This is a genomic window from Micromonospora sp. NBC_00330, from assembly GCF_036136635.1.
GTDB lineage: Bacteria > Actinomycetota > Actinomycetes > Mycobacteriales > Micromonosporaceae > Micromonospora > Micromonospora salmantinae.
On sequence record NZ_CP108012.1, the window covers coordinates 4504223 to 4530427 of the forward strand.

At 72.2% G+C, this 26205-nt stretch carries 25 protein-coding genes and 3 tRNA genes; 10 read left to right on the forward strand and 18 right to left on the reverse strand.

The features are described from left to right. Positions 1–24: 24 nt before the first annotated feature. Both OG598_RS20240 and OG598_RS20245 read left to right on the forward strand, forming a co-directional pair. Positions 25–1545: a CYTH and CHAD domain-containing protein gene (locus OG598_RS20240; RefSeq protein ID WP_328650596.1), complete on the forward strand. Its 1521-nt coding sequence runs from the start codon at positions 25–27 to the stop codon at positions 1543–1545. Continuing rightward, positions 1533–2411, forward strand: a complete 879-nt coding sequence (locus OG598_RS20245) for an NUDIX hydrolase (RefSeq protein ID WP_328650597.1) — start codon at positions 1533–1535, stop codon at positions 2409–2411. Before OG598_RS20240 ends, OG598_RS20245 begins: the two co-directional genes overlap by 13 nt. 28 nt (positions 2412–2439) lie before the next feature. On the opposite strand, the gene OG598_RS20250 is transcribed toward OG598_RS20245, so the two are convergent. The 4 genes from OG598_RS20250 to leuC form a co-directional block, all read right to left on the reverse strand. Next, positions 2440–4452, reverse strand: a complete 2013-nt coding sequence (locus OG598_RS20250; RefSeq protein WP_328650598.1) for an endonuclease/exonuclease/phosphatase family protein — start codon at positions 4450–4452, stop codon at positions 2440–2442. A gap of 162 nt (positions 4453–4614) precedes the next feature. Further along, on the reverse strand, positions 4615–5298 hold the full coding sequence (locus tag OG598_RS20255) for an HU family DNA-binding protein (protein ID WP_328650599.1): 684 nt from the start codon (positions 5296–5298) through the stop codon (positions 4615–4617). 172 nt (positions 5299–5470) lie between these two features. Next, entirely contained in the window at positions 5471–6058 is a 588-nt protein-coding gene (leuD, locus tag OG598_RS20260) for a 3-isopropylmalate dehydratase small subunit (RefSeq protein ID WP_145786804.1), read from the reverse strand. A 14-nt stretch (positions 6059–6072) separates the two neighbouring features. After that, on the reverse strand, positions 6073–7518 hold the full coding sequence (gene leuC / locus OG598_RS20265) for a 3-isopropylmalate dehydratase large subunit (protein WP_328650600.1): 1446 nt from the start codon (positions 7516–7518) through the stop codon (positions 6073–6075). A 49-nt stretch (positions 7519–7567) separates the two neighbouring features. On the opposite strand from leuC, the gene OG598_RS20270 reads away from it, so the two are divergent. Continuing rightward, entirely contained in the window at positions 7568–8254 is a 687-nt protein-coding gene (locus OG598_RS20270) for an IclR family transcriptional regulator (RefSeq protein ID WP_007456408.1), read from the forward strand. A gap of 186 nt (positions 8255–8440) precedes the next feature. Here the strand turns inward: OG598_RS20270 and OG598_RS20275 are convergent. The 4 genes from OG598_RS20275 to OG598_RS20290 form a co-directional block, all read right to left on the reverse strand. Beyond that, a tRNA-Glu gene (locus tag OG598_RS20275) sits at positions 8441–8513 on the reverse strand. A gap of 174 nt (positions 8514–8687) precedes the next feature. Continuing rightward, positions 8688–8760, reverse strand: a tRNA-Glu gene (locus tag OG598_RS20280). A gap of 134 nt (positions 8761–8894) precedes the next feature. Beyond that, positions 8895–8966 (reverse strand) — tRNA-Gln (locus tag OG598_RS20285). 108 nt (positions 8967–9074) lie between these two features. Next, positions 9075–9878 (reverse strand): fumarylacetoacetate hydrolase family protein, encoded by an 804-nt coding sequence (locus OG598_RS20290; protein ID WP_328650601.1) that lies wholly within the window; start codon positions 9876–9878, stop codon positions 9075–9077. Positions 9879–10052: 174 nt separating this feature from the next. On the opposite strand from OG598_RS20290, the gene OG598_RS20295 reads away from it, so the two are divergent. Next, entirely contained in the window at positions 10053–11516 is a 1464-nt protein-coding gene (locus OG598_RS20295) for a hypothetical protein (protein WP_328650602.1), read from the forward strand. 34 nt (positions 11517–11550) lie between these two features. Then, positions 11551–12417 carry a 3-methyladenine DNA glycosylase gene (locus OG598_RS20300; protein ID WP_328650603.1) on the forward strand — a complete coding sequence of 289 codons (867 nt, stop codon included), beginning with the start codon at positions 11551–11553 and terminating at the stop codon, positions 12415–12417. Between the two features lie 80 nt (positions 12418–12497). On the opposite strand, the gene arfB is transcribed toward OG598_RS20300, so the two are convergent. From arfB to OG598_RS20335, 7 genes are all read right to left on the reverse strand, one after another. Next, entirely contained in the window at positions 12498–12923 is a 426-nt protein-coding gene (gene arfB / locus OG598_RS20305) for an alternative ribosome rescue aminoacyl-tRNA hydrolase ArfB (protein WP_210786405.1), read from the reverse strand. A gap of 34 nt (positions 12924–12957) precedes the next feature. Further along, positions 12958–13254, reverse strand: coding sequence for a hypothetical protein (locus OG598_RS20310; RefSeq protein ID WP_238659950.1), 297 nt, complete (start codon positions 13252–13254; stop codon positions 12958–12960). Positions 13255–13352: 98 nt separating this feature from the next. Continuing rightward, positions 13353–14207, reverse strand: coding sequence for a S1C family serine protease (locus OG598_RS20315; RefSeq protein WP_328650604.1), 855 nt, complete (start codon positions 14205–14207; stop codon positions 13353–13355). Between the two features lie 38 nt (positions 14208–14245). Next, complete coding sequence (locus OG598_RS20320; protein WP_328650605.1) at positions 14246–15205, reverse strand: VWA domain-containing protein; 960 nt, start codon at positions 15203–15205, stop codon at positions 14246–14248. Then, positions 15202–16215, reverse strand: a complete 1014-nt coding sequence (locus tag OG598_RS20325; protein WP_328650606.1) for a DUF58 domain-containing protein — start codon at positions 16213–16215, stop codon at positions 15202–15204. Before OG598_RS20325 ends, OG598_RS20320 begins: the two co-directional genes overlap by 4 nt. Next, entirely contained in the window at positions 16212–17261 is a 1050-nt protein-coding gene (locus tag OG598_RS20330) for an AAA family ATPase (RefSeq protein WP_328650607.1), read from the reverse strand. Before OG598_RS20330 ends, OG598_RS20325 begins: the two co-directional genes overlap by 4 nt. 406 nt (positions 17262–17667) lie before the next feature. After that, positions 17668–18174 (reverse strand): hypothetical protein, encoded by a 507-nt coding sequence (locus tag OG598_RS20335; RefSeq protein ID WP_328650608.1) that lies wholly within the window; start codon positions 18172–18174, stop codon positions 17668–17670. 341 nt (positions 18175–18515) lie between these two features. Between OG598_RS20335 and OG598_RS20340 the strand changes: the two genes are divergently transcribed. Beyond that, positions 18516–19499, forward strand: a complete 984-nt coding sequence (locus tag OG598_RS20340; RefSeq protein WP_442931521.1) for an endonuclease/exonuclease/phosphatase family protein — start codon at positions 18516–18518, stop codon at positions 19497–19499. A gap of 143 nt (positions 19500–19642) precedes the next feature. Here the strand turns inward: OG598_RS20340 and cimA are convergent, their stop codons facing one another. Further along, positions 19643–21226 carry a citramalate synthase gene (gene cimA, locus OG598_RS20345; protein ID WP_328650609.1) on the reverse strand — a complete coding sequence of 528 codons (1584 nt, stop codon included), beginning with the start codon at positions 21224–21226 and terminating at the stop codon, positions 19643–19645. Between the two features lie 317 nt (positions 21227–21543). On the opposite strand from cimA, the gene OG598_RS20350 reads away from it, so the two are divergent. The 4 genes from OG598_RS20350 (at position 21544) to OG598_RS20365 (ending at position 23639) form a co-directional block, all read left to right on the forward strand. After that, positions 21544–21738 carry a hypothetical protein gene (locus OG598_RS20350; protein WP_328650610.1) on the forward strand — a complete coding sequence of 65 codons (195 nt, stop codon included), beginning with the start codon at positions 21544–21546 and terminating at the stop codon, positions 21736–21738. A 2-nt stretch (positions 21739–21740) separates the two neighbouring features. Continuing rightward, positions 21741–22271, forward strand: a complete 531-nt coding sequence (locus OG598_RS20355) for a carboxymuconolactone decarboxylase family protein (RefSeq protein ID WP_328650611.1) — start codon at positions 21741–21743, stop codon at positions 22269–22271. Positions 22272–22354: 83 nt separating this feature from the next. After that, positions 22355–22813, forward strand: a complete 459-nt coding sequence (locus OG598_RS20360) for a PRC-barrel domain containing protein (RefSeq protein ID WP_328650612.1) — start codon at positions 22355–22357, stop codon at positions 22811–22813. A gap of 19 nt (positions 22814–22832) precedes the next feature. Continuing rightward, positions 22833–23639, forward strand: a complete 807-nt coding sequence (locus OG598_RS20365; protein ID WP_328655387.1) for a tyrosine-protein phosphatase — start codon at positions 22833–22835, stop codon at positions 23637–23639. 53 nt (positions 23640–23692) lie between these two features. Here the strand turns inward: OG598_RS20365 and OG598_RS20370 are convergent, their stop codons facing one another. Next, a complete protein-coding gene (locus OG598_RS20370) occupies positions 23693–24790 on the reverse strand; it encodes a branched-chain amino acid aminotransferase (protein WP_328650613.1) in 1098 nt (365 codons plus the stop codon). Positions 24791–24945: 155 nt separating this feature from the next. Continuing rightward, complete coding sequence (locus OG598_RS20375) at positions 24946–25977, reverse strand: 3-isopropylmalate dehydrogenase (RefSeq protein ID WP_328650614.1); 1032 nt, start codon at positions 25975–25977, stop codon at positions 24946–24948. Positions 25978–26205: the final 228 nt, after the last annotated feature.

The following is a 26205-nucleotide window of genomic DNA, read 5'->3' on the forward strand; positions in this document are numbered from 1 at the left end:
CCGCGCAGCGCATAGGCTGAGCTGATGGTCGAGGAGGAGCAGAAGTACGAGGTGGACGACGCCTACGTGCTGCCGGACCTGACCGGCACGGCCCCGGCCGGCGGTCGGGTCCGGGCTCTGCCACCGGTGACGCTGGTCGCCCGCTACCTCGACACCGTCGACCTGCGGCTGGCCCGGGCCGGTGCCTCGCTGCGCCACCGCCGGGGTGACGAGCTGCCCTGGACGGTGAAACTTCCGACCGGGACGCCGGGCGTCCGGCACGAAATCTCCCGTCCCGGGCCGAAGGGGCAGCCGCCTTCCGAGCTGGTGGAGTTGGTCACCGTCCTGCATCGGGGGGCGCCGCTGGCCCCGGTGACGGTGGTGCGGACGGTGCGGCACGCGTACGAGGTGTGTGACCGGGCCGGCACCGTGCTCGCCGAGGTGGTGGACGACCGGGTGACAGTGCTCGACGACTCCGGCGGTACCACCGACACGTTCCGCGAGGTGGAGGTGGAGCTGAAGGCCGGCGACCGGAAGCTGCTCGACCGGGTCGGCGGGGTGCTGCGCGAGGCTGGCGCCCAGGGCGGGTCGTTCACGCCGAAGCACGTACGGGCGCTGGGCGCGACGGCGCAGGCCGATCCGGACCTGGTCGCGCCGGCCGGGCTGACCGCCGAGCCGAGCGCCGGTGACGTGGTGACCGAGGCGCTACGCAAGGAGATCCGCCGGCTGTTGGCGCACGACCCGCTGGTCCGGTTGCGCGCCCCGGCCGCCGGTGGCGACACCGCAGTGCATCAGATGCGGGTGGCCTGCCGACGCCTGCGCAGTGATCTGCGCACCTTCAAACCGTTGCTGCGAAAGACCTGGTCCCGCCCACTGCGCACCGAACTGCGCTGGTTGGCCGACGTGCTCGGCGCGGCCCGTGACGCCGAGGTGCTGCGCGCGCGGCTGCGCCGTACCGCCGACGCCGATCCGCTGAGCCCGCTCGACCAGGGCGCTGTGGACCGGCTCGACCAGGTGCTCGCCGAACGGCAGCGGCAGGCGCTCACCGCCATCGACGAGATGCTGCGCTCCGCGCGCTACCTGGCCCTGGTGGACTCCCTGGTGCTGGCCGCCAGCGCGCCCCGGTTCACCCGCCGGGCGGCAGCGCCCGCCGAGCAGGCGCTACCCGCGTTGGTGGCCCGCCCCTGGCGGCGGTTGTCCGGGCCCGACGGCGTCGGCGGGCTCGACCCACAGTCGCCGGACGACCACTGGCACGCCGTCCGCAAGGAGGCCAAGCAGACCCGGTACGCGGTCAACGCGGTGGCCCCGACGGTCGGCAAGGGCGCACGGCGGCTGTCCCGCGCACTCGCCCAGGTGCAGGACGTGCTCGGCGAGCACCAGGACGCGGCGGTGGCGGCGGACACCTGGTTGGAGATCGCCACCGAGCGACCGGACGACCACGAGCTGGCGGTCACCGCCGGGCGGCTGGCCGAGCGGGAACGCCTGTCGGTACGCCGGATGCGGGGTCTCCTCCCGGCTGCCTGGCACCGGGCCACCCGGCGACGGCGCACCAGTTGGCTGCCGTGACGGGCATTCGGGCGGCTGGCGGGGTGGCCTGGCGGCCGACCGACGACGGCGTACGCGTCTGCGTGGTGCACCGCCCCCGCTACGGCGACTGGACGCTGCCGAAGGGCAAGCTGGAGCCGGGCGAGCACGCGTTGGCCGCGGCGGTCCGTGAGGTGGCCGAGGAGGCCGACGTGCGGGGCGTGCCGCAGGTGCGGCTGCCGTCGGTGCGGTACCGCAGCGAGGGGCAACCCAAGCTGGTCGACTACTGGTCGATGCTCGCGGTGGCCAGCGGCGGTTTCCAACCGGACACCGAGGTGGACGACATCCGCTGGCTCGCTGTGGACGACGCGATCCGGTTGGTCAGCTATCCGCACGACGCCGAGGTGTTGGCGGCGTTCGCCGCACTGCCGTCGGTCACGGCGACCGTCGCGCTGGTCCGGCACGCGCACGCCGGTAAGCGGGCCACCTGGTCCGGCCCGGACGTCGGGCGGCCCCTGGACGCCGAGGGGTGGGCCCAGGCGAGCACGCTGGCCGGGCTGATCGCCCTGATCCGACCGGCCCGACTGGTGTCGGCGTCGCCGCGACGGTGCGTGCAGACACTCGATCCGGCCGCCGCGTTGCTCGACCTGCCGATCGAGGTCTGCGGAGACCTGGACGAGCCACAACCCGGCCAGCAGAGCGACGAGCGGATCCTGGCCACCGCCGCCCGACTGCTGGAGCTGGCCGACGCCGGTGGGCAGTCGGCGGTGTGCAGCCAGGGCAAGGTCCTGCCGGGCGCCCTGGAGCGGCTGACCGGCCGCACCGATGAGGACTTCACCACCCCGAAGGGCGGCGGCTGGCTGCTCGCCTTCGCCGCCGACCGGCTGCTCGCCGCCGATCGCCTGTAGGGCCCCCGATCGCACCGGACCGGCTTGGTCAGCGGGGTGGCAGGGTCACCGTCACCGCGACCGGCAGGTGGTCGCTGGCGGTGCTGCGCGGCGCGACCGGGTCGCCGGGGGTCAGGCCGGGCGAGACGAAGATGTGGTCGATCTGCTGGCGCGGGTCGTCCGCCGGGCTGGTCGCCAGTGGTCGGGCGGCGGCCAACGCGTCGACCAGGCCGGCCCTGGTGAACTCCGCGAACGCCTCGTCGCCCGGCTCGGTGTTCAGGTCACCCGCCACCACCAACGGCCGACCGGCCGCGTACCGGGTGGCGAAGTCGGCGACCGCGCGGGCCTGGACCACCGGGCCCGTGCCGGGCGGCGGTTGCAGGTGGGTGCTGACCACTGCGGTACGGACACCGTCGCCGAGGTCCAGCGTGACGGCGAGGGCCTGCGCCCCGGTGGGCGCGCCGACGGCGGCCAGCGGCAGGGTCCGCGGATCGCGCACCGGCCAACGGCTGAGCACCGCGTCGCCCCAGACCGGGTCGGCGGCCGGCCCGAAGACGTACGGCATGGCGAGCCGGTCTGACAGCAGGTCCAGGGTGTCGTGCCCGCCGTTGAGCAGCCACGCCCGGTCCACCTCGCTGAGCAGCACCACGTCGGGCCGTTGCCTGTCGACTACCTGGGCGAGGCCGGTCAGGTCGAACCGGCCGTCCAGCCCGAACCCCATCCGGATGTTGTACGCCACCACCGTCAACCGTTCCGGTGGGCCGTCCCGGTTGCTGGCCACCGGCACCTCGTCGGCGAGCACCGGTGCCAGCAGGGCCAGCGCGGTGACCGTGGCGGCGGCCCGGAGCGGCGGAAACGGCCCGGGTAGCCGGTGGACGACGGGGCGGGCGGTGAACGCCACGGCGGCGATCAGCACGGCCACCACCACCGGCACCGCCGCGTTGGGGTAGCCGAGGTCGTAGGCCGAGTAGTAGCCGACCGCCCCGAGCGCGAAGACGAGCATCCCGGCGGCGACCGCGTACCCCCGCCGGGAGGCGCTGGTGCCGGCGCTCGCGGTGCCGCCGCTCGCGGTGCCGCCGCTCGCGGTGCCGCCGCTCGCGGTGCCGCCGCTCGCAGTGTCGCTGGCAGGCTGGCTGGCGTCGTCGGTCAGTGCGAGGCAGGCGCCGAGGCCGACAGCGGCGAGGAGGACGGCCGGCAGGAGCAGGTCGCCCCGGTCGAGGGCGAACAGCACAGCGCCGCCGAGCAGCGCCACCGGGCCGTACGCCCGGCCCCACCCACGGGGCGGCCGGGTCAACGCGGCGCACAGGAACCCGGCGACCGCCACCGGCACCGGCGCCAGGCCGAACAGCGGCGAACGAGCCACCCCGTCCCCGGCGACCAGGTACGACATCCCGGTCCGGGCCAGCGCCGGGGAGAGCGCCACCATTCCGGCCAGCAGCAGCGCCGGCCCGGCCAGCAGCCAGGCTCGGCCACCACCAGGGCCGGCAGAGGCGTCAGCGGGGCCGTCAGGGGCGTCAGCGGGGCCAGCGAGGGCGTCATCTGCGCCGCCGCGCCGGCCGGGTTGGGCCGTGCCGGCCAGGAACACCGCCACCGCGACGGCGCTGAGCAGCCAGCCCACCCAGTCACCCCGCCAGACCAGGTCGACGGTGTCCAGCACCGCGTGCACTGCCGCGTTGACAGCGAACCCCAACGCCAGTCCCGGGACCGGGCGGTCGGTGTCGGCGGCGACGCCGACCAGCCAGACCAGCCCGGCGAGCAACCCGGCGGTGGCCAACCAGAGCTGCGTACGTCCGCCGGGAGCGGCGGTGAGCGCCAGCCGGGCGGCGGCGAGCGCGACGGCGGCGACGACAGTGACCGGGCGGGCTCCGACTCGGCGGACCACGGCGGGCGCGCCCATCGCGAGCACGAACCAGCCGAGGGCGAACGCCCCCATCAGCTCGGCCGGGGTGGACGCCGCCTGACCGAAGATGGTGATGATGCCGGGCAGCCAGACCCGCAGCACGTCGATGAGGAGGAGCACGCCCAGCGCGAGCGTGCCGGTGGTGAGCTGGCGGTAGCGCACCGGCGCCCCATTTCCCGTCGACGGGCCGGCCCAGGGGTGGCCGGCACGGCGATTCTGCGCGAGCGCGCCAACACGGTCAACGGTCCCCGTACGCCGAAAAGCCGTCCCGGTACGCCGAAAGGGCGCCCACCCACTGGTGGACGCCCTCGCGGTACCTGTCGGTCAGCGCTTGCTGGCCGCTTTCTTGGCCGGAGCCTTCTTCGCCGGCGCCTTCTTGGCCGCCGTGCTCTTGCTCGCCGCCGCGGTGGTCTTCTTCGCCGCGGTCGACCGGGTCGCGGCGGTGGTCTTCTTCGCCGCGGTGGTCTTCTTGCTGGCGGCCGTCTTGGTCGCCGTGGTGGTCTTGCTCGCCTTGGCCGGGGCGGTCTTCTTGCTGGCGGCCGTCTTGGTCGCCGTGGCGGTCTTGCTCGCCTTGGCCGGGGCGGTCTTCTTGCTGGCCGCCTTCGCCGTGGTCGCCTTGGTGCCCGCCGCCTTGGCGGTGGCCGCCTTGGTGCCGGTCGCCTTAGTGCCCGCCGCCTTGGCCGTGGCGGTGCTGGTGGCGGTCTTCTTCGTCGCCACCGTGGCCTTCGGCACCTTGCCGCTGGCCACCATCTCCTTGAACCCGGCGCCGGGGCGGAAGGTCGGGACTGACGTCTTCTTGACCTTCACCGCCTCGCCGGTACGCGGGTTGCGCGCTGTTCGCGCGCCACGCACACGCTTTTCGAATGCTCCGAATCCGGTGATCGCCACCTTCTCGCCCTTGGTGACCGCCGCCTGGACCTCGGTGAGGACCGCGTCGAGCGCGGCCGTCGCCATCTTCCGGTCCCCCAGGCGAACGGCGAGCGCCTCGATGAGCTCGGCCTTGTTCACGACTTCCTCCCGATTGTGCAACTGACTCGTTGCGAGCCATTCTGCGCGCACGGTATGCCCTGTGCTGTCGGGACACAAACATTCGGTAGAAAAAAGCCCTTGTGTCGTAACGGATTCACCCCCACCGGATGGCCCGATGGGGGTGAAATCCGCTGTGCGAGCGGCCTAACGGCTATGCGACGGAGGGCAGGAACGGCAGTCGGCGCGCCTCGTAGGAGTCGATGTCGGCGGCGTGGCGGAGGGTGAGTCCAATGTCGTCGAGGCCTTCCAGGAGGCGCCAACGGCTGAAGTCGTCCAGTGGGAACGACCAGCTAGCGTCCCCCGCCCGGAGCTGGCGGGCGGTCAGGTCGACGGTCACCGCAGTGGTGGGATCCGCCTCGATCAGGTCCCACAACTCTTCGACGGCTTTCAATTCCAACTCGACCGGCAACAGACCTTCCTTGAGGGCGTTGCCACGGAAGATGTCACCGAAGCGCGGGGCCACCACGGCACGGAAGCCCCAGTCCCGCAGCGCCCAGACGGCGTGCTCCCGGGAGGAGCCGGTGCCGAACTCCGGGCCGGCGATGAGGATCGACGCCCCAGAATAGTTTTCATCGTTGAGCACGAATGCCGGATCTTCCCGCCAGGCGCTGAACAGCCCGTCGGCGAAGCCCGTCCGGGTCACCCGCTTGAGGTACACGGCGGGGATGATCTGATCGGTGTCCACGTTGGACCGGCGCAGCGGCACGGCGGTGCCGGTGTGGGTGGTGAACTTGTCCATCTCGTCGGTCCCTTCTACAGGTCGGCGGGGGCGGCCAGCCGGCCGACCACTGCGGTGGCGGCGGCCACCGGCGGGGAGACCAGGTGGGTACGCCCGCCCCGGCCCTGACGGCCCTCGAAGTTGCGGTTCGAGGTGGAGGCGGAGCGCTCGCCCGGCTTCAGCGTGTCGGGGTTCATCCCCAGACACATGGAGCAGCCGGCGAACCGCCACTCGGCCCCGGCGTCGGCGAAGACCTTGTCCAGACCCTCGGCCTCGGCGGCCTCGCGCACCGCGGCGGAGCCGGGCACCACGAGCATCCGGACGCCGTCGGCGACCCGGTGGCCACGCAGCACGTCGGCGGCGGCCCGTAGGTCCTCCAGTCGGCCGTTGGTGCAGGACCCCACGAAGACCACGTCGATGGGCAGCTCCCGCAGCGGGGTGCCGGGGCGCAGGTCCATGTACTCCAGGGCCCGGCGGGCGGCGGTGCGCTCCGAGTCGGTGGTGAAGTCCTCAGGGTCCGGCACCGGGGCGCTCAGCGGCGCACCCTGCCCGGGGTTGGTGCCCCAGGTGACGAACGGGGTGATTCGGCTGGCGTCCAGGGTCACCTCGGCGTCGAAGCGCGCGCCCTCGTCGGTGGGCAGCGTCCGCCACCACGCCACCGCCGCGTCCCAGTCCGCGCCCTGCGGCGCGTTCGGCCGCCCCTTGAGGTAGGCGAAGGTGGTCTCGTCCGGCGCGATCATGCCGGCCTTGGCGCCCCACTCGATGGACATGTTGGCGATGGTCATCCGCCCCTCCATGGAGAGGGAGCGGATCGCCTCGCCGCGGTACTCGACGATGTGCCCCCGACCTCCACCGGTGCCGACCTGCGTGATCAGCGCGAGCACCAGGTCCTTGGCGGTCACGCCGGGCGCGAGCCGGCCGGTGACGTTCACGGCCATCGTCTTCGGCCGGCTCTGCGGCAGCGTCTGGGTGGCCAGCACGTGCTCCACCTCGCTGGTGCCGATGCCGAAGGCGAGCGCGCCGAAGGCGCCGTGGGTGGCGGTGTGCGAGTCGCCACAGACGATCGTCAGGCCCGGCTGGGTGAGACCGAGCTGCGGGCCGATCACGTGCACGATGCCCTGGTTGTCGTCGCCGAGCGGGTGCAGTCGCACCCCGAACTCGGCGCAGTTGCGGCGCAACGTCTCGATCTGCGTACGCGACGTGGGGTCCGCGATGGTGAGCAGGTCACCACGGCGGAGGCGGAACGCCGGGTCGGCGTACCCGGTCGGGGTGTTGTGGTCCTCGGTCGCGAGGGTCAGGTCGGTACGACGCACCCGGCGCCCGGCGAGCCGCAGCCCGTCGAAGGCCTGCGGGCTGGTCACCTCGTGCAGCAGGTGCAGGTCGATGAAGAGCAGGTCCGGCTCACCAGCGGCGGACCGTACGACGTGCGCGTCCCAGACCTTCTCGGCCAGGGTCCTCGGCTCAGGAGTGACTCCCACCATCTGGACATCCTAAATTCTGGGAGGTAAGTTTCGGCTTGTGGGACACAGTATGAGCGGTGTCGGCGTTCTCGACAAGGCGGTGGTCATCCTGGCCGCCTGCGTGGACGGCGCCAGCCTGGCCGAACTCGTCGAACGCACCAAGCTGCCCCGGGCCACAGCACATCGCCTGGCCCAGGCCCTGGAGATCCACCGAATGCTGGTGCGTGACACCCAGGGCAGATGGCGGCCCGGCCCCCGCCTGGGCGAGCTCGCCAACGCGGCACCGGACGTTCTGCTGACCGCAGCCGAGCCGTTGCTGGCCGCGCTGCGCGACGCCACCGGCGAGAGCGCGCAGCTCTATCTGCGCCGCGCCGACGAGCGGATCTGCGTGGCGGCGGCGGAACGCGCCAGCGGTCTACGGGACACCGTTCCGGTCGGCTCGGTGCTGCCGATGACCGCCGGCTCCGCGGCCCAGATCCTGCTCGCCTGGGAGCCGCCGGAGGCGGTGATGCCGCTGCTGCCGCGCAGCAAGTTCACCGGCCGCACCCTCGCCGAGGTACGCCGTCGCGGCTGGGCGCAGAGCGTCGCCGAGCGGGAGGCCGGTGTGGCGAGCGTCTCCGCCCCGATCCGCGACCGCACCGGCCGGGTCATCGCCTCGGTCAGCATCTCCGGCCCGATCGAGCGCCTGGGCCGCCGCCCCGGCGAACGCCACGCCATGGCCGTAGTAAGAGCCGGCCAACGCCTGTCCGGCCTCTAACCCCGCGCCCTCCCCTGCCCCTGCCCCCGCCCCGACCGCTCCCGGTGATCAAGAGCTTTGCGTCACGACACGCGCAGGCGGTGACGCAAAGCTCTTGATCACCAAGGCGAGGGGAGGGTGGGCAGCGGTGGGGTGGTGGGGGAACGAGAAAGGCTCATCTCGCTGGGCGAGATGAGCCTTTGGTTGTAGCCCCGACCGGATTCGAACCGGCGCTACCGCCTTGAGAGGGCGGCGTCCTGGGCCGCTAGACGACGGGGCCAGAACTTTTCCGTTCACCACCCTCGCGGGCGGTGCGAATGTAGTCTAGCGGCACCGTACCCGGGCACGAGCGCGGGGTGCACCGTCACCCGAGGCCTCGACGGGGGGCCGGAACGGGCCCGGCGGGGGACACGAAACAGCCCGCCTCACGAGGTGAGACGGGCTGTGCACGCTGTAGCCCCGACCGGATTCGAACCGGCGCTACCGCCTTGAGAGGGCGGCGTCCTGGGCCGCTAGACGACGGGGCCAGAACAACTTTTGCTCCCCCACCTTACCGGTGGAGGAGCTGCACTCTACCGAAGACCACCCTCCGCCCCCGAAGGGGCGGAGTCGAACTCCGTCAGAATCCAGCGTCTGGAAATTCTCGCGAATTCCAGCAGCGCTGGGGTACCAGGACTCGAACCTAGACTAACTGAACCAGAATCAGTCGGGCTGCCAATTACCCCATACCCCATTGGCCCCTTGCGGCGCCGGGAGTGAACTTTACCCTCCCGGTGCCGACAGGCCAAATCCGATCCCCCCGAACCACCCGTGAGCTGCGGAAACAGGGGCATCAGACGGATCAGGCGACGGGCACCACCGGGTTGGTGAGCTCGCCGATGCCGTCGATCCGCACGGTGACCGTATCCCCCTCGACAAGCGGGCTAACCCCGGCCGGAGTGCCGGTGAGAACGACGTCGCCGGGCAGCAGAGTCATCACGTGCGAGATGTACGACACCAGGCCCGCCACGTCGAAGACCATGTCCTTCGTCCGGCCGAGTTGGCGTACCTCCATCTCCTCCGGGTTGCGACCCACCTCACACCGGATCTCCAGGTCGGAGACGTCCAGCCCGGTGGTGATCCACGGGCCGATCGGGCAGAACGAGTCGAAGCCCTTGGCCCGGGTCCACTGCCCGTCCGAACGCTGGAGGTCCCGAGCGGTGACATCGTTGGCGCAGGTGTAGCCGAAGATGGCGCGCTCGGCGGCGGCGCGGTCGGCGCGGCGCGCACCCGGCGCCCCGATCACGACCGCCAGCTCCGCCTCGTGCTCGACCTGCTTGGAGAAGATCGGCAGTCGGATGGCGTCCCGGGGGCCGATCACCGAGGTGGACGGCTTGAGGAAGAGCAGCGGCTCCTTGGGCACCTCGTTGCCGAGCTCGGCGGCGTGGTCGGCGTAGTTGCGGCCGACACAGACGACCTTGCTGGGCAGGATCGGCGAGAGCAGCCGGACGTCGGAAAGGGCCCAGCGGGCCCCACTGAAGGAGAGATTGCCGAACGGGTGGCCCTCGATCTCGGCGATGGTCAGGGCCTGCGGCCCGGCCTCCGCTTCGCCTTCGACGGCACCGAACGACATTCCCTTGGCATGGGCGAAACGAGCGATACGCACCCGGCCAATCTAGCGCCGCCGACGCCGCAACCGGCCAGGACGGGCCGTCGGGTGTGCTCAACCCGTCAGCGCGCGGCACCCTATCGGAGCTGGAGGTGACCGGGGCGGGTTTCTCGACTTCGTACCCCCACGGAGGCGGCTCGCCCCTAGCGTCGGCTCCGGAGGTTCGTTCGTATGCCTGCATCGACACGACACCACAGAGCCCTCGCAGTGTTCGTGCACTGCCTCGGCATCCTCGCCGCCGTGCCGGCCCTGCCGACGGCGGCCCCGGAGGCGGCGGCCGCGCCACGACCACCGGCCGCCACGCCACAACCAACGGCGGCCGCGCCACGACCACCGGCCGCCACGCCACAACCAACGGCGGCCGCGCCATCACCACCGGCCGCCACACCGGAACCAGCGGGAACCCGGCCGCCGGTGGCGATGGTCGCACGGGTGACCGAGCCCACCCCGCCCTCGGCGCCACCGGCGATGGCACCACCGACCCGGGCACCGGCGTCGGCGCCCCCGCAACAGGTCACGGTGGCGGTCGCGACGGACAGCAGCCCGGCACCGAGGTACCGGATCCAGGTGCGCAACGTGAGCAACTCGCCGCTGGAGACCACTGTGCGTCAGGAACTGCCGCCCGGCTCGTCGACCACCGCCATCAGCGGTGGTGGCCGGTCCACCCCGGCCGGTGGATCGGCCACCGAGGTGACCTGGCGGTTGCGGCTGCCCGCGCACAGCACCACCACCCTGGGCACCGCGCTCGCGGCGACCGCGCCGGGCCGGCCACTGACCGCGCCTACCTGCGCGTTCACCAGTGACGGCAGCCGGCCGTACGACTGCGCCACGGCCACCTGGCAGGCGGCAGCGGCACCGGCGGCCGAGGTGAGCGAGGCGCCGCCGTGGCGCCGCTATCCGGTGCTGCTCGCCGGCCTGGCGGTCCTGCTGTTGATCAGCGCCGCCCTGGTGTGGGTGTGGCGACGTCGGCGCGGGCGCCGGGTGACGGCTGCCGCGCTGTCCACCGGCGGCGGCGCCGAGGGTGGCCGCGGGACTGTCTATCCCCGCCCGGCGGCCCCGAGTCCGGTGCGGCGTCGGCGTACCCCTCCGGTCTGGATGTTGGTGGGCGCCGCCGTCGTGGTGCTGGCCGGCGTGGTCGGCACCGCGGGTTGGACGGCGACCCGGCAGGTCTCGGCGATCGACACACAGAAGCAGCCCACCAGCGGCGCGTGGGTGGGCAACGGGGTCAACGGGTCGCTGGGCGTGCCGCTGCGCGAGTCGGCGTTCGAGTTCACCGTGTACCGGATGACCTGCGGCGCGCCCGGCACCGCCGGGAAGGCCGACGGCGGCGGTGCCGCACCGCCCAACGGGCGACGCTGCGAGGCAACAGTGGGTGTGCGCAACGTCACGGGCGACCACCAGCCGTGGCACAGCGAGCTGCAACGGGCGTATCTGCCCGGCGGCCGCTGGGTGAGCACCGACGAGTCGGCCACCCGGACGGCGAACCTGGGTCGGGACGTCTTCGCCGACCCGATGGCGGCGGGCACCCGGATGGTGCTCCCGCTGGTCTTCACCGTCGACGGGCGGGACCCGCCCCAGCAGCTGGAGCTGCGCAGCGGGGTGTTCTCCGCCGGCGTCCGGGTGCAGATGCCCTGACCGGTGTGCGGGCGGCGGTCGTACCCTGGGGTGCGTGACCGCCGCCCTCGCCCCTGCCGTGCTCGACGCGACGCGGTGGCAGGCCCGCCGACGGGCCCACGAGGAGCGGGTGGACGTCTGGCTGACCCCGCACCTGGCCCGGCGACGACGCGGTGAACGGCATCCGGTGGCCGACTTCCTGTTCACCTACTACTCGCACCGCCCGGCCCAGCTACGGCGCTGGCATCCGGGGCCCGGGGTCGAGCTGCGGGACGCCGATCCGGCCGAGTTCGGCCGCGACTACCGCGCCGGCACCGCCGGGGTCACCCTCGACACCGCTGGGGTACGCGCCCGGCGCGGCGAGTCGATCGCCTGGATCCGCTCCCTGCTGGAGGCGACGCGTGAACGTCCGGCGCACTTCGGCTGCTTCGGGATGCACGAGTGGGCGATGGTCTACCGGCAGACCCGGGAGGAGCTGCGGCACAACGCCTGGCCGCTGCGGCTCAGCGCGGAACGCACCGCCGAGGTCGTCGAGGAGCGGGGCGTACGGTGCAGCCACTTCGACGCGTTCCGGTTCTTCACCCCGCCGGCCCGCCCGTTGAACCTGCTCACCCCCACCCGGGAGACGCAGCACGCGCACGAGCAGCCGGGCTGCCTGCACGCCAACATGGATCTGTACAAGTGGGCGTACAAGTTGTCGCCGTTGGTTCCCTCGGAGCTGGTGGCCGACGCGTTCGACCTGGCCCGGGACATTCGCACGCTGGACATGCGGGCCAGCCCGTACGACCTGGCGGCGCTCGGCTACCCGCCGGTGCGCGTGGAGACTCCGGACGGCCGGGCGGAGTACGCGGCGGCGCAGCGCGGGTTCGCCGAGCGGGCCGCCGTGCTGCGCGACCGGCTGCTCGCCGCCGTCCCGGCCTAGACGCCGTCCCAGGCTGGTCGCCGTCTCGGTCTAGACGCCGTCCCGGTCTAGACGCCGTCCCGGTCTGGTCGCTGTTCGGATCAGTCGTCGTCGGCGCGGCGGTCCCGCTTGCGCTGGGACTGGCGTTTCTTCTCGGCCAGCCGGCGTTCCTTGGCCCCACGGGACGGGCGAGTCGCTCGGCGGGTCGGCGGTGGCGGCGCGGCGGCCTCCCGCAGGAGGGCGGTCATCCGGGCCCGGGCCGCCTCCCGGTTGGCCAACTGGGCCCGGTGCTCGCTGGCGGCGATCGTCAGCACCCCGTCGACGAGGCGGTTGGCCAGCCGGGCCAGCGCCCGCGGCCGCAGCCACTCGGGCACGGCCGGCGAGTTGGCCACGTCGTAGCTCAGCTCGACCCGGGAGTCAGCGGTATTCACACCCTGCCCGCCCGGCCCCGACGAGCGGGAGAAGCGCTCCCGTAGCTCCCCGGCGGGGACGACCCACCGGTCGGTCACCCGCAGTCCGTCGTCCACGCCCCGAGGCTAACCCGCGACGAGCCGCCGGGGGTCATCGGTGCGGAGGCTCACTCTGCGTCGGGGACTGGCTGGGCGCCGGCCCGGCGGTCTCCTCGTCGGAGCCGACGGCCGCGTACGCCACAGCGCCGAAGAGAAGGACCCCGATCACCGCGGCCTTCACGGCGACGCCGCGGATCAGCGACCAGGCGCCCCGGCGGGCGCCCGGCACCGATTTCTTGACGGTCTGGTAGTCGTTCCACCCGCGTCGTGCCCGGGCGTACGCCGACCCCACTGCACATCCGATGACCAGGCCCACCAGCAGGAGGACCGTGAGAAGAGGACGCTCCACCTCCGCCAGTATCCATACCCAGCGTAATATTTCCATGGTCCGATGCCGTCCGGCCGGATATCTGACAGTGGTGGCCCCCGTCAGGGCTTTCGGGCAGCTCAGCCGCCCTTGCCGATGATCGTGTCGGCGGTCTGCTGCACCTGGTCGATCGGGATGGCGAACCCGATGCCGATCGAGCCGTTTCCGTCGATGGTGGCGATGGCGGTGTTCACCCCGACCACCTCCCCGCGCGCGTTGACCAGTGGCCCACCGGAGTTGCCGGGGTTGATGGACGCATCGGTCTGCACCGCTGTGTGCCGGTTGTTGCCGAGCCGCACCGGCCGGTCGAGCGCGCTGACGATGCCCGCGGTGACGGTTCCGGCCAGACCGAGCGGCGAACCCACCGCGAGCACCGGCTCACCGACCCGGGTCGCGCCCGGCTTGGCCAGGGGCAGCGGGGTGAGACCGGCAGATGCCGGCACCTTCAGCACCGCCAGGTCGCTGCGCGGCTCCCGTCCGACCACCTCGGCGGCGAACCGGCGGCCGTCGGGCAGCTCCACGGTCACCGGCCCGCCACCCCCCTTGGCCAGGATGTGGTCGTTGGTGATCAGGTGCTGCTGGTCGTCCACCGCGAAGCCGGAGCCGGTCGCGGACCCGCTGGTCGCGCCGCCGGCCAGCACCGACACCACCCCGGGTACGGTCCGCTCGGCCGCGGTGACCAGCTCGGCCGGCACCGGGGCGGCGGACGCCGCAGCCGGGCCCCCGACCCCGTCCCGGCTGGCCACCACGCCGCCGGCGAGAGCACCGGAGACGGCCGAGACCGCCACCACTCCCAACACGGCGAGCAGCCGCCCAGGCCGTCGCCCTCCCGGGTCGCGCTCGGGCGCGTCCCACCACCCGCGCCCGTCCGGGTCGAGTTCCGGTGAGATGAACCAGGGACCGCGCGGTTCGCCCAGTCCGGTCTGCACTGCCATGCGTACTCCTCACTGTCGACGTCGGTTGTGCGCGGCGGTCAGGGCAGCCGGGAGAACCAGCGCATCGAGCCGGCGGCGGCGCCCATCGCGAACACCAGTCCGAGGCCGATGAAACGGGCCGAGATGTCCTGCCGCTCGGTGCGGTAGCCGACCGAACTGCCGATGTCGTCGTAGACGGCCCGCAGCTCGTCGGTGGTGCTGGCCTCGTGGAACATGCCGCCGGTCTCCTCGGCGACCGCCTTGAGGGTCTGCCCGTCCACCGGCACCTGGATGGGCCGTCCACCTCGGTCGACGAACCCGGACGGGGTGCCGAACGAGATCGAGTGCACCGGCACCTCCGCCTTCACCGCTTCCGCGGCCGCTTCCATGGGGTCCATCCCGGACGTGTTGGCGCCGTCGGAGAGCAGGATGACCCGGGCGGGTGGTGTCTCCTTCGCGGCCTCGCTGTCCAGGCTCTTGACCGCGCCGAGCGAGGTGTTGATGGCCTCGCCGATCGCGGTGCCCTGGACACCGGTGATGCCCTCGGCGAGCCGGTCGATCCCCTCGTCGAGGGCGTCCCGGTCGGTGCCCGGGGGCACCAGCACGGCGGCGCTGCCGGCGAACGCGACGAGACCCACGTTGAACTCGTCGGGCAGCCCCTCGACGAAGCGCCGGGCGGCCTCCTTCGCCGCGCCCAACCGGTCCGGTTCGACGTCGGTGGCGAGCATCGACGTGGAGACGTCCACCGCCACCATCACAGTGGCCCGTTCCCGGGGCACCCGGACCTCGGCGCTCGGTCGGGCGAAGCCGACCACGAGCAGCGCCAGCATGGCCAGGAAGAGCCCGGCCGGTACGTGTCGGCGCCAGGCGGGCCGCTCCGGCGCCACCCGGTCCAGCAGCCGCAGGTTGGTGAAGCGGACCGCGTACCGGCTGCGTCGCCGCTGCAGCACCAGGTACGCGACGACCAGGGCGAGCACGCCGAGCAGCAGCCAGAGCCGCAGCGGCGACTGCCAGATCACGCGGCACCTCCCCGGGGGCGGCCGACCGGCGCGGCGGCCAGCCGACGCTGGGCGTGCACGTGCCGGACGATGTCCGCGCTCCAGTCGCCGTCGGTGCGCAGCGGCAGATGGGTGGCCCCGCTGCGGCGCAGCGCCTGGTGGACCTGTTCGCGCTGGGCGGCGGCGGCCTCGGCGTACCGCTCGCGCAGCCCTCGGTCCGATGTGCACACCTCGCGGTGCCGACCGGTCTCCGGGTCGACGAGCGTGATCAGGCCGACGTCCGGTAGTTCCAGCTCACGCGGGTCGGTCACCTCGATCGCCAGCACCTGGTGCCGGACGGCCAGCCGGCGCAGGGTCCGCTCCCAGGGCGCTGTCTGGCCGGGATCGTCGGGCAGGCCGTCGAGGAAGTCGGAGACCACCACGACCAGCCCACGCCGGTTGGCGATGCGGTGCAGCGCGTCGAGGCCGTCGGCCAGATCGGGCGGTCGGGTCGCCGGCCCACGCCCCGGCCGGTCGGTGGGCGCGGTGGCCCGGGGGGCGGCGAGCAGCGTCCGGAGCAGGGAGAGCAGATGGGTACGCCCGCTGCGGGCCGGAAAGCGGCGTACCCCGTCGGCGCGCAGCACCTGGGCGCCGAGGCGGTTGCCGACGCCCGCGGTCAGGAAGCCGACCGCCGCGACGGCGGCCACCGCCAGTTCCCGTTTGTCCAGCTCGGCGGTGCCGAACTCCATGCTGGCGGTGCCGTCGACGAGCAGCCAGGTGGTCAGTTCCCGGTCGGCGTCGACCTGCCGGACGTGCGGCACTGCGGTCCGGGCGGTCACTGCCCAGTCCATCCGGCGGACCTCGTCCTCGCCCGGCCGGTACTCGCGACTGCCGGACGGTTCGCTGCCGGGACCGGGCAGCAGACCACGGTACTGGCCGTGCAGCAGGCCGTTCAGTCGGCGCGTGACGGTCAGCTCCAGGCGGCGCAGGCGCTGGTCCGGGGCCAGCTCGGCCAGGCCCGGGTCGGCGGGCGCGACGGCGGCGCGTCTCATGCCGCCGCCAGATCCGGTGTCTGCTGCGGGTGTCCGGTCGCCAGCCGGGGCGGTGGCACCGCCTCGACGAGCCGTCGCACCACGCTCTCGGCCGACACCCCGTCGGCCACCGCGTCGAAGGAGAGCACCAGCCGGTGGGCGAGAACGTCGACGGCAAGCTCGCGGATGTCCTCGGGCAGCACGTACTCCCGCCCCCGCAGCAGGGCCTGTGCCCGTGCGGCGGCGACCAGGCCCAGGGTGGCCCGGGGGCTGGCCCCGTACGCCAACAGCGGGGCGATCTCCGGCAGCCCGAACCGGCCCGGGTCGCGGGTGGCGAGGATCAGCCGCACCACGTACTCGGCCAACGCGTGGTGGACGAAGACCCGCTCGGCGTGGAGCTGAAGGTCCCGCAGCCGTTGCGCGTCGAGCACCTGGCGCGGGGTCGGCCGGTCGGTGCTCATCCGGTAGAGGATGGCCAGCTCGTCGGCGTCGCTGGGGTAGTCGACCACCACCTTCATCAGGAACCGGTCACGCTGCGCCTCCGGGAGCTGGTAGACCCCCTCGGACTCGATCGGGTTCTGGGTGGCCAGCACCAGGAACGGCTCCGGGACCGGCCAACTGCGCCCGCCGATCGAGACCTGCCGTTCGGCCATCGCCTCCAGCAGCGCCGACTGGACCTTCGCCGGGGCCCGGTTGATCTCGTCGGCCAGCACCAGGTTGGCCATGATCGGGCCCAGCTCGATGTCGAAGGTCTCCTTGGACGCCCGGTAGATCCGGGTGCCGACGATGTCGGAGGGCACCAGGTCCGGGGTGAACTGGATCCGGGAGAAGGTGCCGCCGACCACTGTCGCGAGGGTCTGCGCGGCCAGTGTCTTGGCCACGCCGGGTACCCCCTCCAGGAGGCAGTGTCCGTTGGCGACCAGGGCGGTGAGCAGGCGTTCGACGAGGCGATCCTGCCCGACGATCACGCGTTTGACCTCGAAGAGGGTCTGTTCCAGCTCGATGCCGGTCGGCTCCGGATCGACCGGGCTGGGCATGCTGGCCAGGGTGTCCGAGATGTCCGTCACGGTGCTTGCTTCCCTGGCACACGCTCGGCAAACGTCGGATTGTGCGGCAGGGACCGGCCCGGAGTGGCCGGAATGGGGATGAGCCGCGCGGAAGGGTGACGACCGTCGCGAGACTGCCGAGGAGCGCCCAACCGGCAGGTGACCGGCCATCGGGTGGCCAACCGGGTACGAACCGGTCGACTATGGCCCTCGTGGGTGCCTCGCAGAGGCGGCTCCCGTCGACCGCGCTGATCCACTCGGGTTTACCGAAGTCGGGGTGTCCGCGTCCTCGGGACACCCCGACTTACCGAAAGCCGAGTGAATCATCCGGCCAGGTCGGCTGAGGTAGCGGCCGGAGGGCCGGCGCGCCGGGCGGACAGGGTCCGGCCCCCGCGCCGGAGGCGACGGGGGCCGGGTGTCGGTTCGGTCAGGGTGTGTGGGTGAGCAGGGTGAAGCCCAGGTTGGCCGGCGTCCCGGCGGAGTTGCGGGTCTGCACCCAGACCGCGTTGGGTGTCAGCAGCCGCGGGGCGACCGAGACCTCGCCACCCGGCGGAATGCAGCAGGAGCCGGACAGGGAGAGGGTGGCCAGGAAGGCACCGGCCGAGACGGTGTGACCGAAGATCACCTCGTACTCCCCGACGCCGTACTTGACCACTGTGCCGCCGCCGCGTGCCTTGGTGCCGTTGGAGTTGACGACGGTGAAGACGTTGGTGGCCACCAGTGGGGTGGCCGCGCCCGCCTTCAGCGCGGCTTTCGCGATACGCGCCGACTCGGCGCTGACCGGCGGCTGGGAGGTCGTGCCGCGTGCCGGCTGGACCGTTTCCTGCGGCGCCTTCGCGGACGGCTGGGCGATAGCGATGCCCCCGCCGGCGAGACTGAGCCCCAGGACAGCGAACGTGACCGCCGCCACCTTACGTCGGAAGGATGTGCTCATGACAGGTCCCCCTTGTGTGACCGTGCGAATTCGGCCGACCCGCGGGGCGGGACGGATGACTGCCCATAAATAGGCGTTCGACGACAGTTGGGCGGGGGAAAGCTGCCTCGCTCACACCCGAAGAGATTGATTTTCCAACAATCTTTATCCCCTCTGAGCTGCGGTTACTACTCAGAGTTGCGTCGTTTAAGCCAGATGGAACGTAGCACCGTAAAAAGCCGTCAGTCAATAGTTGATCTCGCTTTTCCGGGGTGTCAACCAACCGTCAGATAATTGTGAAATGTGAGCGCATCACTATTCATGAAATGGGTTCGTCGGGCCCGACTACGATCATCGTCGTGATCGTCGACGCTCCGCCCGCGCACCGAAACGCTCGGCTCGGCACCGTGCTCTGCTGGCTTGCCGTCGTACCCACCGCCCTCTGGGCGGCGGCCCGACTGCTCGGCCTGGACCGGGGGCCGCTGGTGCAGGCGCTCGCCTTCACGCCGTACGTCGCGGGCGTCAGCGTGCTGGTCCTGACCCTCGCGCTCGCCCTGCGGCGCTGGTGGCCGGCGGCGCTCGCGGCCCTGGCAGCGGTGGCGTTGCTCGGCACCGTCGCACCTCGGGCGCTGGCCAACCCGCAGCCGGCGGCGACCGGGCCGACCGTGCGGCTGCTCACCGCCAATCTGCTCGCCGGCGCCGGCGACGCGCGGACACTGGTGGAGCTGGTCCGGCGACACCAGGTGGACGTGCTCACCGTGCAGGAGTTCACCCCGGACGCGCAGGTCGCCCTGGATCAGCTCGGCCTGGCCACGCTGCTGCCGCACCGGCAGCTCAACCCGGAGATCGGCACCCCCGGCTCCGGGCTCTACTCGCGGTGGCCGATCACCGACGGCGGCGTCCGACGCAACCTCGACGGTTGGGGCTTCAGCCAGGCGTACGCGACGGTGTCCGTCCCCGGCGGGCCCCCGGTCCGCGTCGAGTCGGCCCACCCCTCGGCACCGTACGCGCTGGACCAGGTGGGTGCCTGGCGTGCCGACCTGACCGCGCAACCACCGGCCACCCCGGACGGTGGCCTGCGAATCCTCGCCGGAGACTTCAACGCGACCCTCGACCACAGTCCACTACGGGCCCTGCTGCGCAGCGGTTACGTCGACGCCGCCGACGCCACCGGAGAGGGCCTGACCGGCACCTGGGGTCCGTACGACGGCGACCTCATCCCACCCGTCACCATCGACCACGTCCTGGTGGACCGTCGGATAGCGGTCCGCTCGGTGCAGGTGTTCACCCTGCCCGGCAGCGACCACCGCCCCGTCCAAGCCACCCTCACCCTCCCCCTTCCCTGACCCATCACCCATCCCACCCACCCACCCCACCTCGTCGATCTTGCACTTACTGTCCCGGCATCAGCGACAAAAAGCCGCAGACCGTCGACACGAAGTGCAAGATCGCGAGAGTGTGAGGTGGGGTGGGGTGGGGAGGCAGCGGGTCAGACGGAGGCGGGGGCCAGGCCGTAGGTGAGGGCGTCCACCAGGGCGTGCCAGCTGGCCTCGACCACGTTGGGGTGAACGCCGACAGTGGTCCAGTCCCGGCCGCCGCCGTCGGAGGTTTCCAGCAGGACCCGGGTGACCGCGCCGGTGCCGTGGCTGCCCTCCAGGATTCGCACCTTGTAGTCGGCCAACTCGAAGTCGCGCAGCTGCGGATAGTGCCGCGCCAGCCCCACCCGCAGCGCCTCGTCGAGGGCGTTGACCGGACCGTTGCCCTCGGCAGTGGCGATCACCCGCTCACCACGAACCCGGATCTTGACGGTCGCCTCGGAGACCACAGCGCCGTCCTCCCGGTGCTCGACCAACACCCGGTACGACTCCAGGGTGAACGGTCGGGCCGGGCTACCCTCCGGCAGCTCGGAGCGGACCAGCAGCTCGAAGGAGGCATCGGCCGCCTCGAAGGACCAGCCACCCGCCTCCAGCTCCTTGACCCGCTTGGTGACCCGGGTCAGGGCGTCCGGGCTGCCGGCCAGGTCCAGGCCGAGCTCGCGGCTCTTGAGCTCGACGCTGGCCCGACCGGCCATCTCGGTGATCAGGATCCGCATGTCGTTGCCCACCACCGACGGGTCCACGTGGTTGTAGAGCAACGGGTCGACCTTGATCGCGCTCGCGTGCAACCCCGCCTTGTGGGCGAAGGCGGCGGCCCCGGCGTACGCCTGGTGGGTGTCGGGGGCGATGTTGGCGATCTCGGCGATGGCGTGCGAGACCCGCACCATCTGCGCCAGGCAGCCCTCCGGTAGGACGGGCATGCCGAGCTTGAGTTGGAGGTTGGCGACGACAGCGAAGATGTCGGCGTTGCCCGGGCGTTCGCCGTACCCGTTGGCGGTGCCCTGCACGTGGCGGACGCCCGCCTCCACGGCGGCGATCGTGTTGGCCACCGCGCAGGCGGTGTCGTTCTGGGCGTGCATACCGAGCAGCCCGGCGTCGATCCCCAGCCTGTTCGTCAGGTCGTGGATCACGGCGCTCACCTGGGACGGGAGCATGCCGCCGTTGGTGTCGCAGAGCACCATCCGCTCGGCGCCGGCGGCGAGCGCGGTCTGCACCACTGCCGCGCCGTACGCGGGGTCGTGCCGGTAGCCGTCGAAGAAGTGTTCCCCGTCGACGAAGACCCGTCGACCCTCGCGGACGAGGTGGTTGACGGTGTCGTGGATCATCGCGAGGTTCTCCGCGCCGGTGGTGCGCAGCGCGCGCTCGACGTGCCGGGTGTCGGCCTTGGCTACCAGGGCCACGGCCGGGGTCTGCGCGTCCAGCAGGGCGCGCACCTGGGGGTCGTCCGCGACCGCGACACCGGCCTTGCGGGTGGCGCCGAACGCGACGAGTACGGCGTGCCGCAGGTCCAGCTCGGTGCGGGCGCGGCGGAAGAACTCGGTGTCCTTGGGCACCGCGCCCGGCCAGCCGCCCTCGATGAAGCCGACGCCGAACTCGTCGAGCAGCCGGGCCACTGCCAGCTTGTCGACCACCGAGTAGGTGAGCCCCTCGCGCTGAGCGCCGTCGCGCAACGTGGTGTCGAAGACCTGGAACGTCATCAGGATCCTTTCTCGGAGCAACAAAAAGACCTCCCGCGGATGCGGGAGGTCTGCGCGCTCGGCAGAGGGGAGGGCCGGCGCGCTAGGTCGCAATAATCAGGGCGGTGCTGGTCACGATGGTCACTCTGCCACCCCTCCCCCGAATATGGGAGGGACAATCCACATAGCGGGATGGTGACGGAGGGTTCGCTCGCCCCGAACTGCCGCTCGTGATCGGCTTCACAAGCCACCAGGCCACTCATCGCCGGGAACAGCCATGCGGAAGCATCTGGAGCGGATTTCGATGATGGCCACCGTGCCGTCTGCAAGGAGGACCTGTGCTCACCGTCAGTGACCGCTTACCTGAGCACGGACTCGCCGCCTGCGTATCGCTGGGCGCCACCAACGCGTCCAGGACGATCAGCCACACGTCCCACGAGGGCACGTGGTGTGTGGTCTTCGTCGGGCCGATGGGATTCACCTCCATCAGCCCGACGGAGATCGCCGACGAGACCTCCGCCTCCGGAGTCTGACAGTGGGCCTGGACGCGATCGCGGCAGCCCTGCCGGAGTACGCCAAGGACATCAGGCTCAACCTGGGCTCCACGATCGGTTCCTCGGCGTTGACCCCGGCGCAGACCTGGGGCACCGCGCTGGCCTGCGCGGTGACCGCTCGCAACCCGGTGGTGCTGCGGGAGATCGCGGCCGAGGCGCTCGGGCACCTCGGGCCGGAAGGTGTCGAGGCGGCCAAGGGCGCTGCGGCGATCATGGCGATGAACAACGTCTACTACCGGGCCAAGCACCTGATCGGCGACGAGCAGTACGCCTCGATGCCGGCCCGACTGCGGATGCAGATCATCGCGAGGCCGGGGGTGGACAAGGGCGACTTCGAGCTCTGGTGTTTCGCCGTGTCGGCCATCGCCGGCTGTGGGGTGTGCCTGGAGTTGCACGAGAAGAAGCTGCGCGGCAGCGGCTTCACCCGGGAGCAGTTGCACGAGGCCCTGCGGATCTCCGCCGTTGTGCATGCAGCAGCGGTCACCCTGGACGCCGAGGCCGCACTGGCCTGAGCCCGTCGCCGTTTCCGGCCCCCGACGGCCGGGTAGCTCCTGCGGAGACACGAGTTGATCGGTGACAGTCAGGAGTGAACGGCATGGACAGGATCGATCCGCACGCCACCCACGCCGGGCCGGACCCGCTGCGCGGCGGCGACCAGGGCACGGTGCCCGGCGGCGCGCCGGCCGGCACGTTCGACCCCTGGCGCTACCGGGACCAGGCCGGCGTGGCCGACGTCGACCTGGTCGGCTACAAGGTCGAGGCCACCGACGGTGGTATCGGCAAGATCGACAGCGCCAGTCACGAGGTGGGCGGCAGCTACCTGGTCGTGGACACCGGGCACTGGATCTTCGGCAAGAAGGTGATGTTGCCGGCCGGCACCGTCAACCAGGTCGACCACGACCAGCGCACCGTCTCCGTCGACCGGACCCGGGACCAGATCAAGGCCGCCCCGGAGTACGACGAGACCAGCCACAGCGACCCGAGCTACCGGGATCAGCTGGGTGGCTACTACGACGAGACGTACGGCGCGCTCCCGCCCGGCACCGCACGGTGACTGTTCGGCCCGACGGCCGGTGGGGCGCTGCCCCACCGGCCGTTACCGTGTGAACGTGGACGCCATCGACGACAGCCGACAGATTCCGCTCCCCGCCACCTTCAACTTCCGCGACGTCGGTGGCTACCTCGGCCACGACGACCGATCCGTACGCCGAGGCCGGCTCTACCGCTCCGACTCGCTGCACCGCCTCACCGAGCAGGACGGGGACGCGTTCGCCGCGATCGGGATCCGCACCGTCATCGACCTGCGCCGCCCCACCGAGGTGGAGCGCGACGGCCGGGTGCCGGAGTACCAGGGGTTGACCTACCGGAACATCCACCCGGAGCACGCCGACTGGGCGGGTACGCCGCACGAGGAGGGTGCCAGCCTGGCCCGCTACCTCGCGGACCGGTACGCCGACCTGGCCCAGACCGGCACCGCCGGGGTGGCCGAGGCGGTCGGTCTGATCGCCGACTCCGCCAACGCCCCGGTGGTGGTGCACTGCGTCGCCGGCAAGGACCGCACCGGCATCGTGTGCGCGCTGACCCTCGCCGTGCTCGGCGTCGACGACGCGGACATCACAGCGGACTACGCGTTGAGCAGTGTGGCGTCGGCCCGGTACAGCGCCTGGCTGGCCTCCGTCACGCCGGGCGGCGTGGACGTGCCGGCGCCGTTCCTGAGCTCACCCGCCGAGGCGATGCAGATCTTCCTGGACGAGCTGCGCGCGGGGCACGGCTCGGTCGAGGCGTACCTGCGCCACGCCGGGGTGACCGACGAGCAGCTCGCCGCGCTCCGCGACCACCTGCTCGACGAGCCCACCCAGGCGCAGCCCACCGACGTGTAGAGCCGACTGCGCCGGCCCGTCCGGGTGGACGGGCCGGCGCAGCGACAGAGAGATCAGAAGACCCGCTGCACCCAGCCGTGCGGGTCGGCCGCCTTGCCCCGCTGGATGTCGACCAGCTGCTGACGCAGGGCCATGGTGACCCGACCGGGCTCGCCACCGCCGATCAGGAACTCGCCGTCCGGGAAGCGGACCCCACCGATCGGGGTGACCACCGCGGCGGTGCCGCAGGCGAACACCTCCTTCAGGCGTCCGCTGGCGGCGTCGGCCTGCCAGTCGGCGAAGCTGACCGGCCGCTCCTCGACCTGGTGCCCGGCCGCGCCGGCGAGCGCGAGGACGGCGTCGCGGGTGATGCCCGGCAGGATCGTGCCGGTCAACGGTGGGGTGACCACGGTGCCGTCGTCGTAGACGAAGAAGACGTTCATGCCGCCCAGTTCGTCGACGAACCGGCGCTCCACCGCGTCCAGGAAGACGACCTGGTCGCAGCCGGCCTCGATGGCCTCCGCCTGGGCCGCGAGCGACGCGGCGTAGTTGCCGCCGCACTTGGCCGCGCCGGTGCCACCGGGGGCGGCCCGGGTGTAGTCCGGAGAGACCCAGACGGTGACCGGCTTGACGCCACCGGTGAAGTACGCCCCTACCGGTGAGGCGATCACCATGTAGAGGTACTCGTTGGCCGGGCGGACGCCGAGGAAGACCTCGCTGGCGAACATGAACGGCCGCAGGTAGAGGCTGCCGTCCTCGCCGGTGGGGATCCACTCCCGGTCGATCTCGATGAGCTTGTGCAGCGAGTCGACGAACACCTCCGGCGGCAGCACCGGCATCGCCATCCGCTGCGCGGAGGTGGCGAAGCGGGCCGCGTTGGCGTCCGGCCGGAACATCGTCACGCCACCGTCGGAAGTGCGGTACGCCTTGAGCCCTTCGAAGATCTCCTGCGCGTAGTGCAGCACCGCGCTGGCCGGGTCCATCGGGATCGGGGCACGGGCTTCCACCCGGGCGTCGTACCAGCCCTTGCCGTCGGCGTAGCGGACGGTGACCATGTGGTCGGTGAAGACCCTGCCGAACCCGGGGTTGGTCAGCAGTGCGGCCCGATCGGCGGCGGATACCGGCGCGAGATTCGGACGGATCTCGAAGTCGAGCTTGTCACCACCGCTCATCGCGCTGACCTCCCTGCGGAACAACGGCATGCGGGACCGCACACCGACATGGCTGTGCCAGAAACTTACCCCGAACGGTCGTTAAGCGGGTAGCGCCGGTCGGGCTGCCCGTGGCAGACCGGCCCCGAGGCCGGTCGCCACACGGGCCGGGGTGATCAGGCTACGGCGTGGGCGGCGAGCCGGTCGCCGACCTCTTCGGTACGCAGCGTCACACCCGGCACGCGGCTGGCCAGCTCGGCGGCGACCGCCGCGTTGACCCGGGCGGCCGACTCGCCGTGCCCGAGCTGCTCCAGCAGCAACGCGGCGGAGAGCACCGCGGCGACCGGGTCGGCGATGCCCTGCCCGGCGATGTCCGGCGCCGAGCCGTGCACCGGCTCGAACATCGAGGGGTACGCCCCCTCGGGGTTGATGCAGCCGCTGGCGGCCAGCCCGATGCCACCGGTGACGGCAGCGGCGATGTCCGTGAGGATGTCGCCGAACAGGTTGTCGGTGACCACCACGTCGTAGCGCTGCGGCTGGGTGACCAGGAACATGGCCGCCGCGTCGACGTGCTGGTACTCGGTTTCGATGTCCGGGTGCTCGGCGGCGACCGCGTCGAACGTACGCGCCCAGAGCGACCCGGCGTGGGTGAGCACGTTGGTCTTGTGCACGAGGGTGACCTTGCGCCGCTCCCGGCGGCCGGCACGGGCGAACGCGTCGCGGATCACCCGCTCCACGCCGTGCCGGGTGTTCAGGCTCTCCTCGGTGGCGACCTCGGCCGGGGTGTCCCGGTGCAGGGAACCACCGGCGCCGGCGTAGAGCCCCTCGGTGCCCTCGCGCACCACCACGAGGTCGACCTCGCCCGGCTTCACGTTGCCCAGCGGGCCGGCGACCCCGGGCCAGAGCCGGGACGGGCGCAGGTTGACGTACTGGTCGAAGGCGAAGCGGAGCTTGAGCAGCAGCCCGCGCTCCAGCACGCCCGGCGGGACCGTCGGGTCACCGACCGCGCCGAGCAGGATCGCGTCGTGCCCGGCCAGCTCGGTCAGGACCGAGTCGGGCAACACCTCTCCGGTACGGTGCCAGCGGGCGGCGCCGAGGTCGTACTCGGTGGCCTGCACGTCGGGCAGCACCGCGTCGAGGACCTTGCGGGCCTGCGCGACCACCTCGGGCCCGATGCCGTCTCCGGCCACCACCGCGATCCGCGCCACGACCGCACTCCTCTGCTCAACGGTTCCGTTCGGGCAACGGTACGTCGCCGTCCCGCCTCCCGGTACGCAGCGTCCACGATTTGGGATGCGGGAATGCACAGCACCCTCTCAGCTGGGACTCATGGGGCGGTCATCTCCGCTGCCTACGGTAGTGCTCAGTGGGTCGCGGGGGCCCGCTGACCAACGGGGTCGCGATGACGCGGCGCCATGTGCGAGGGGGCAGATGCG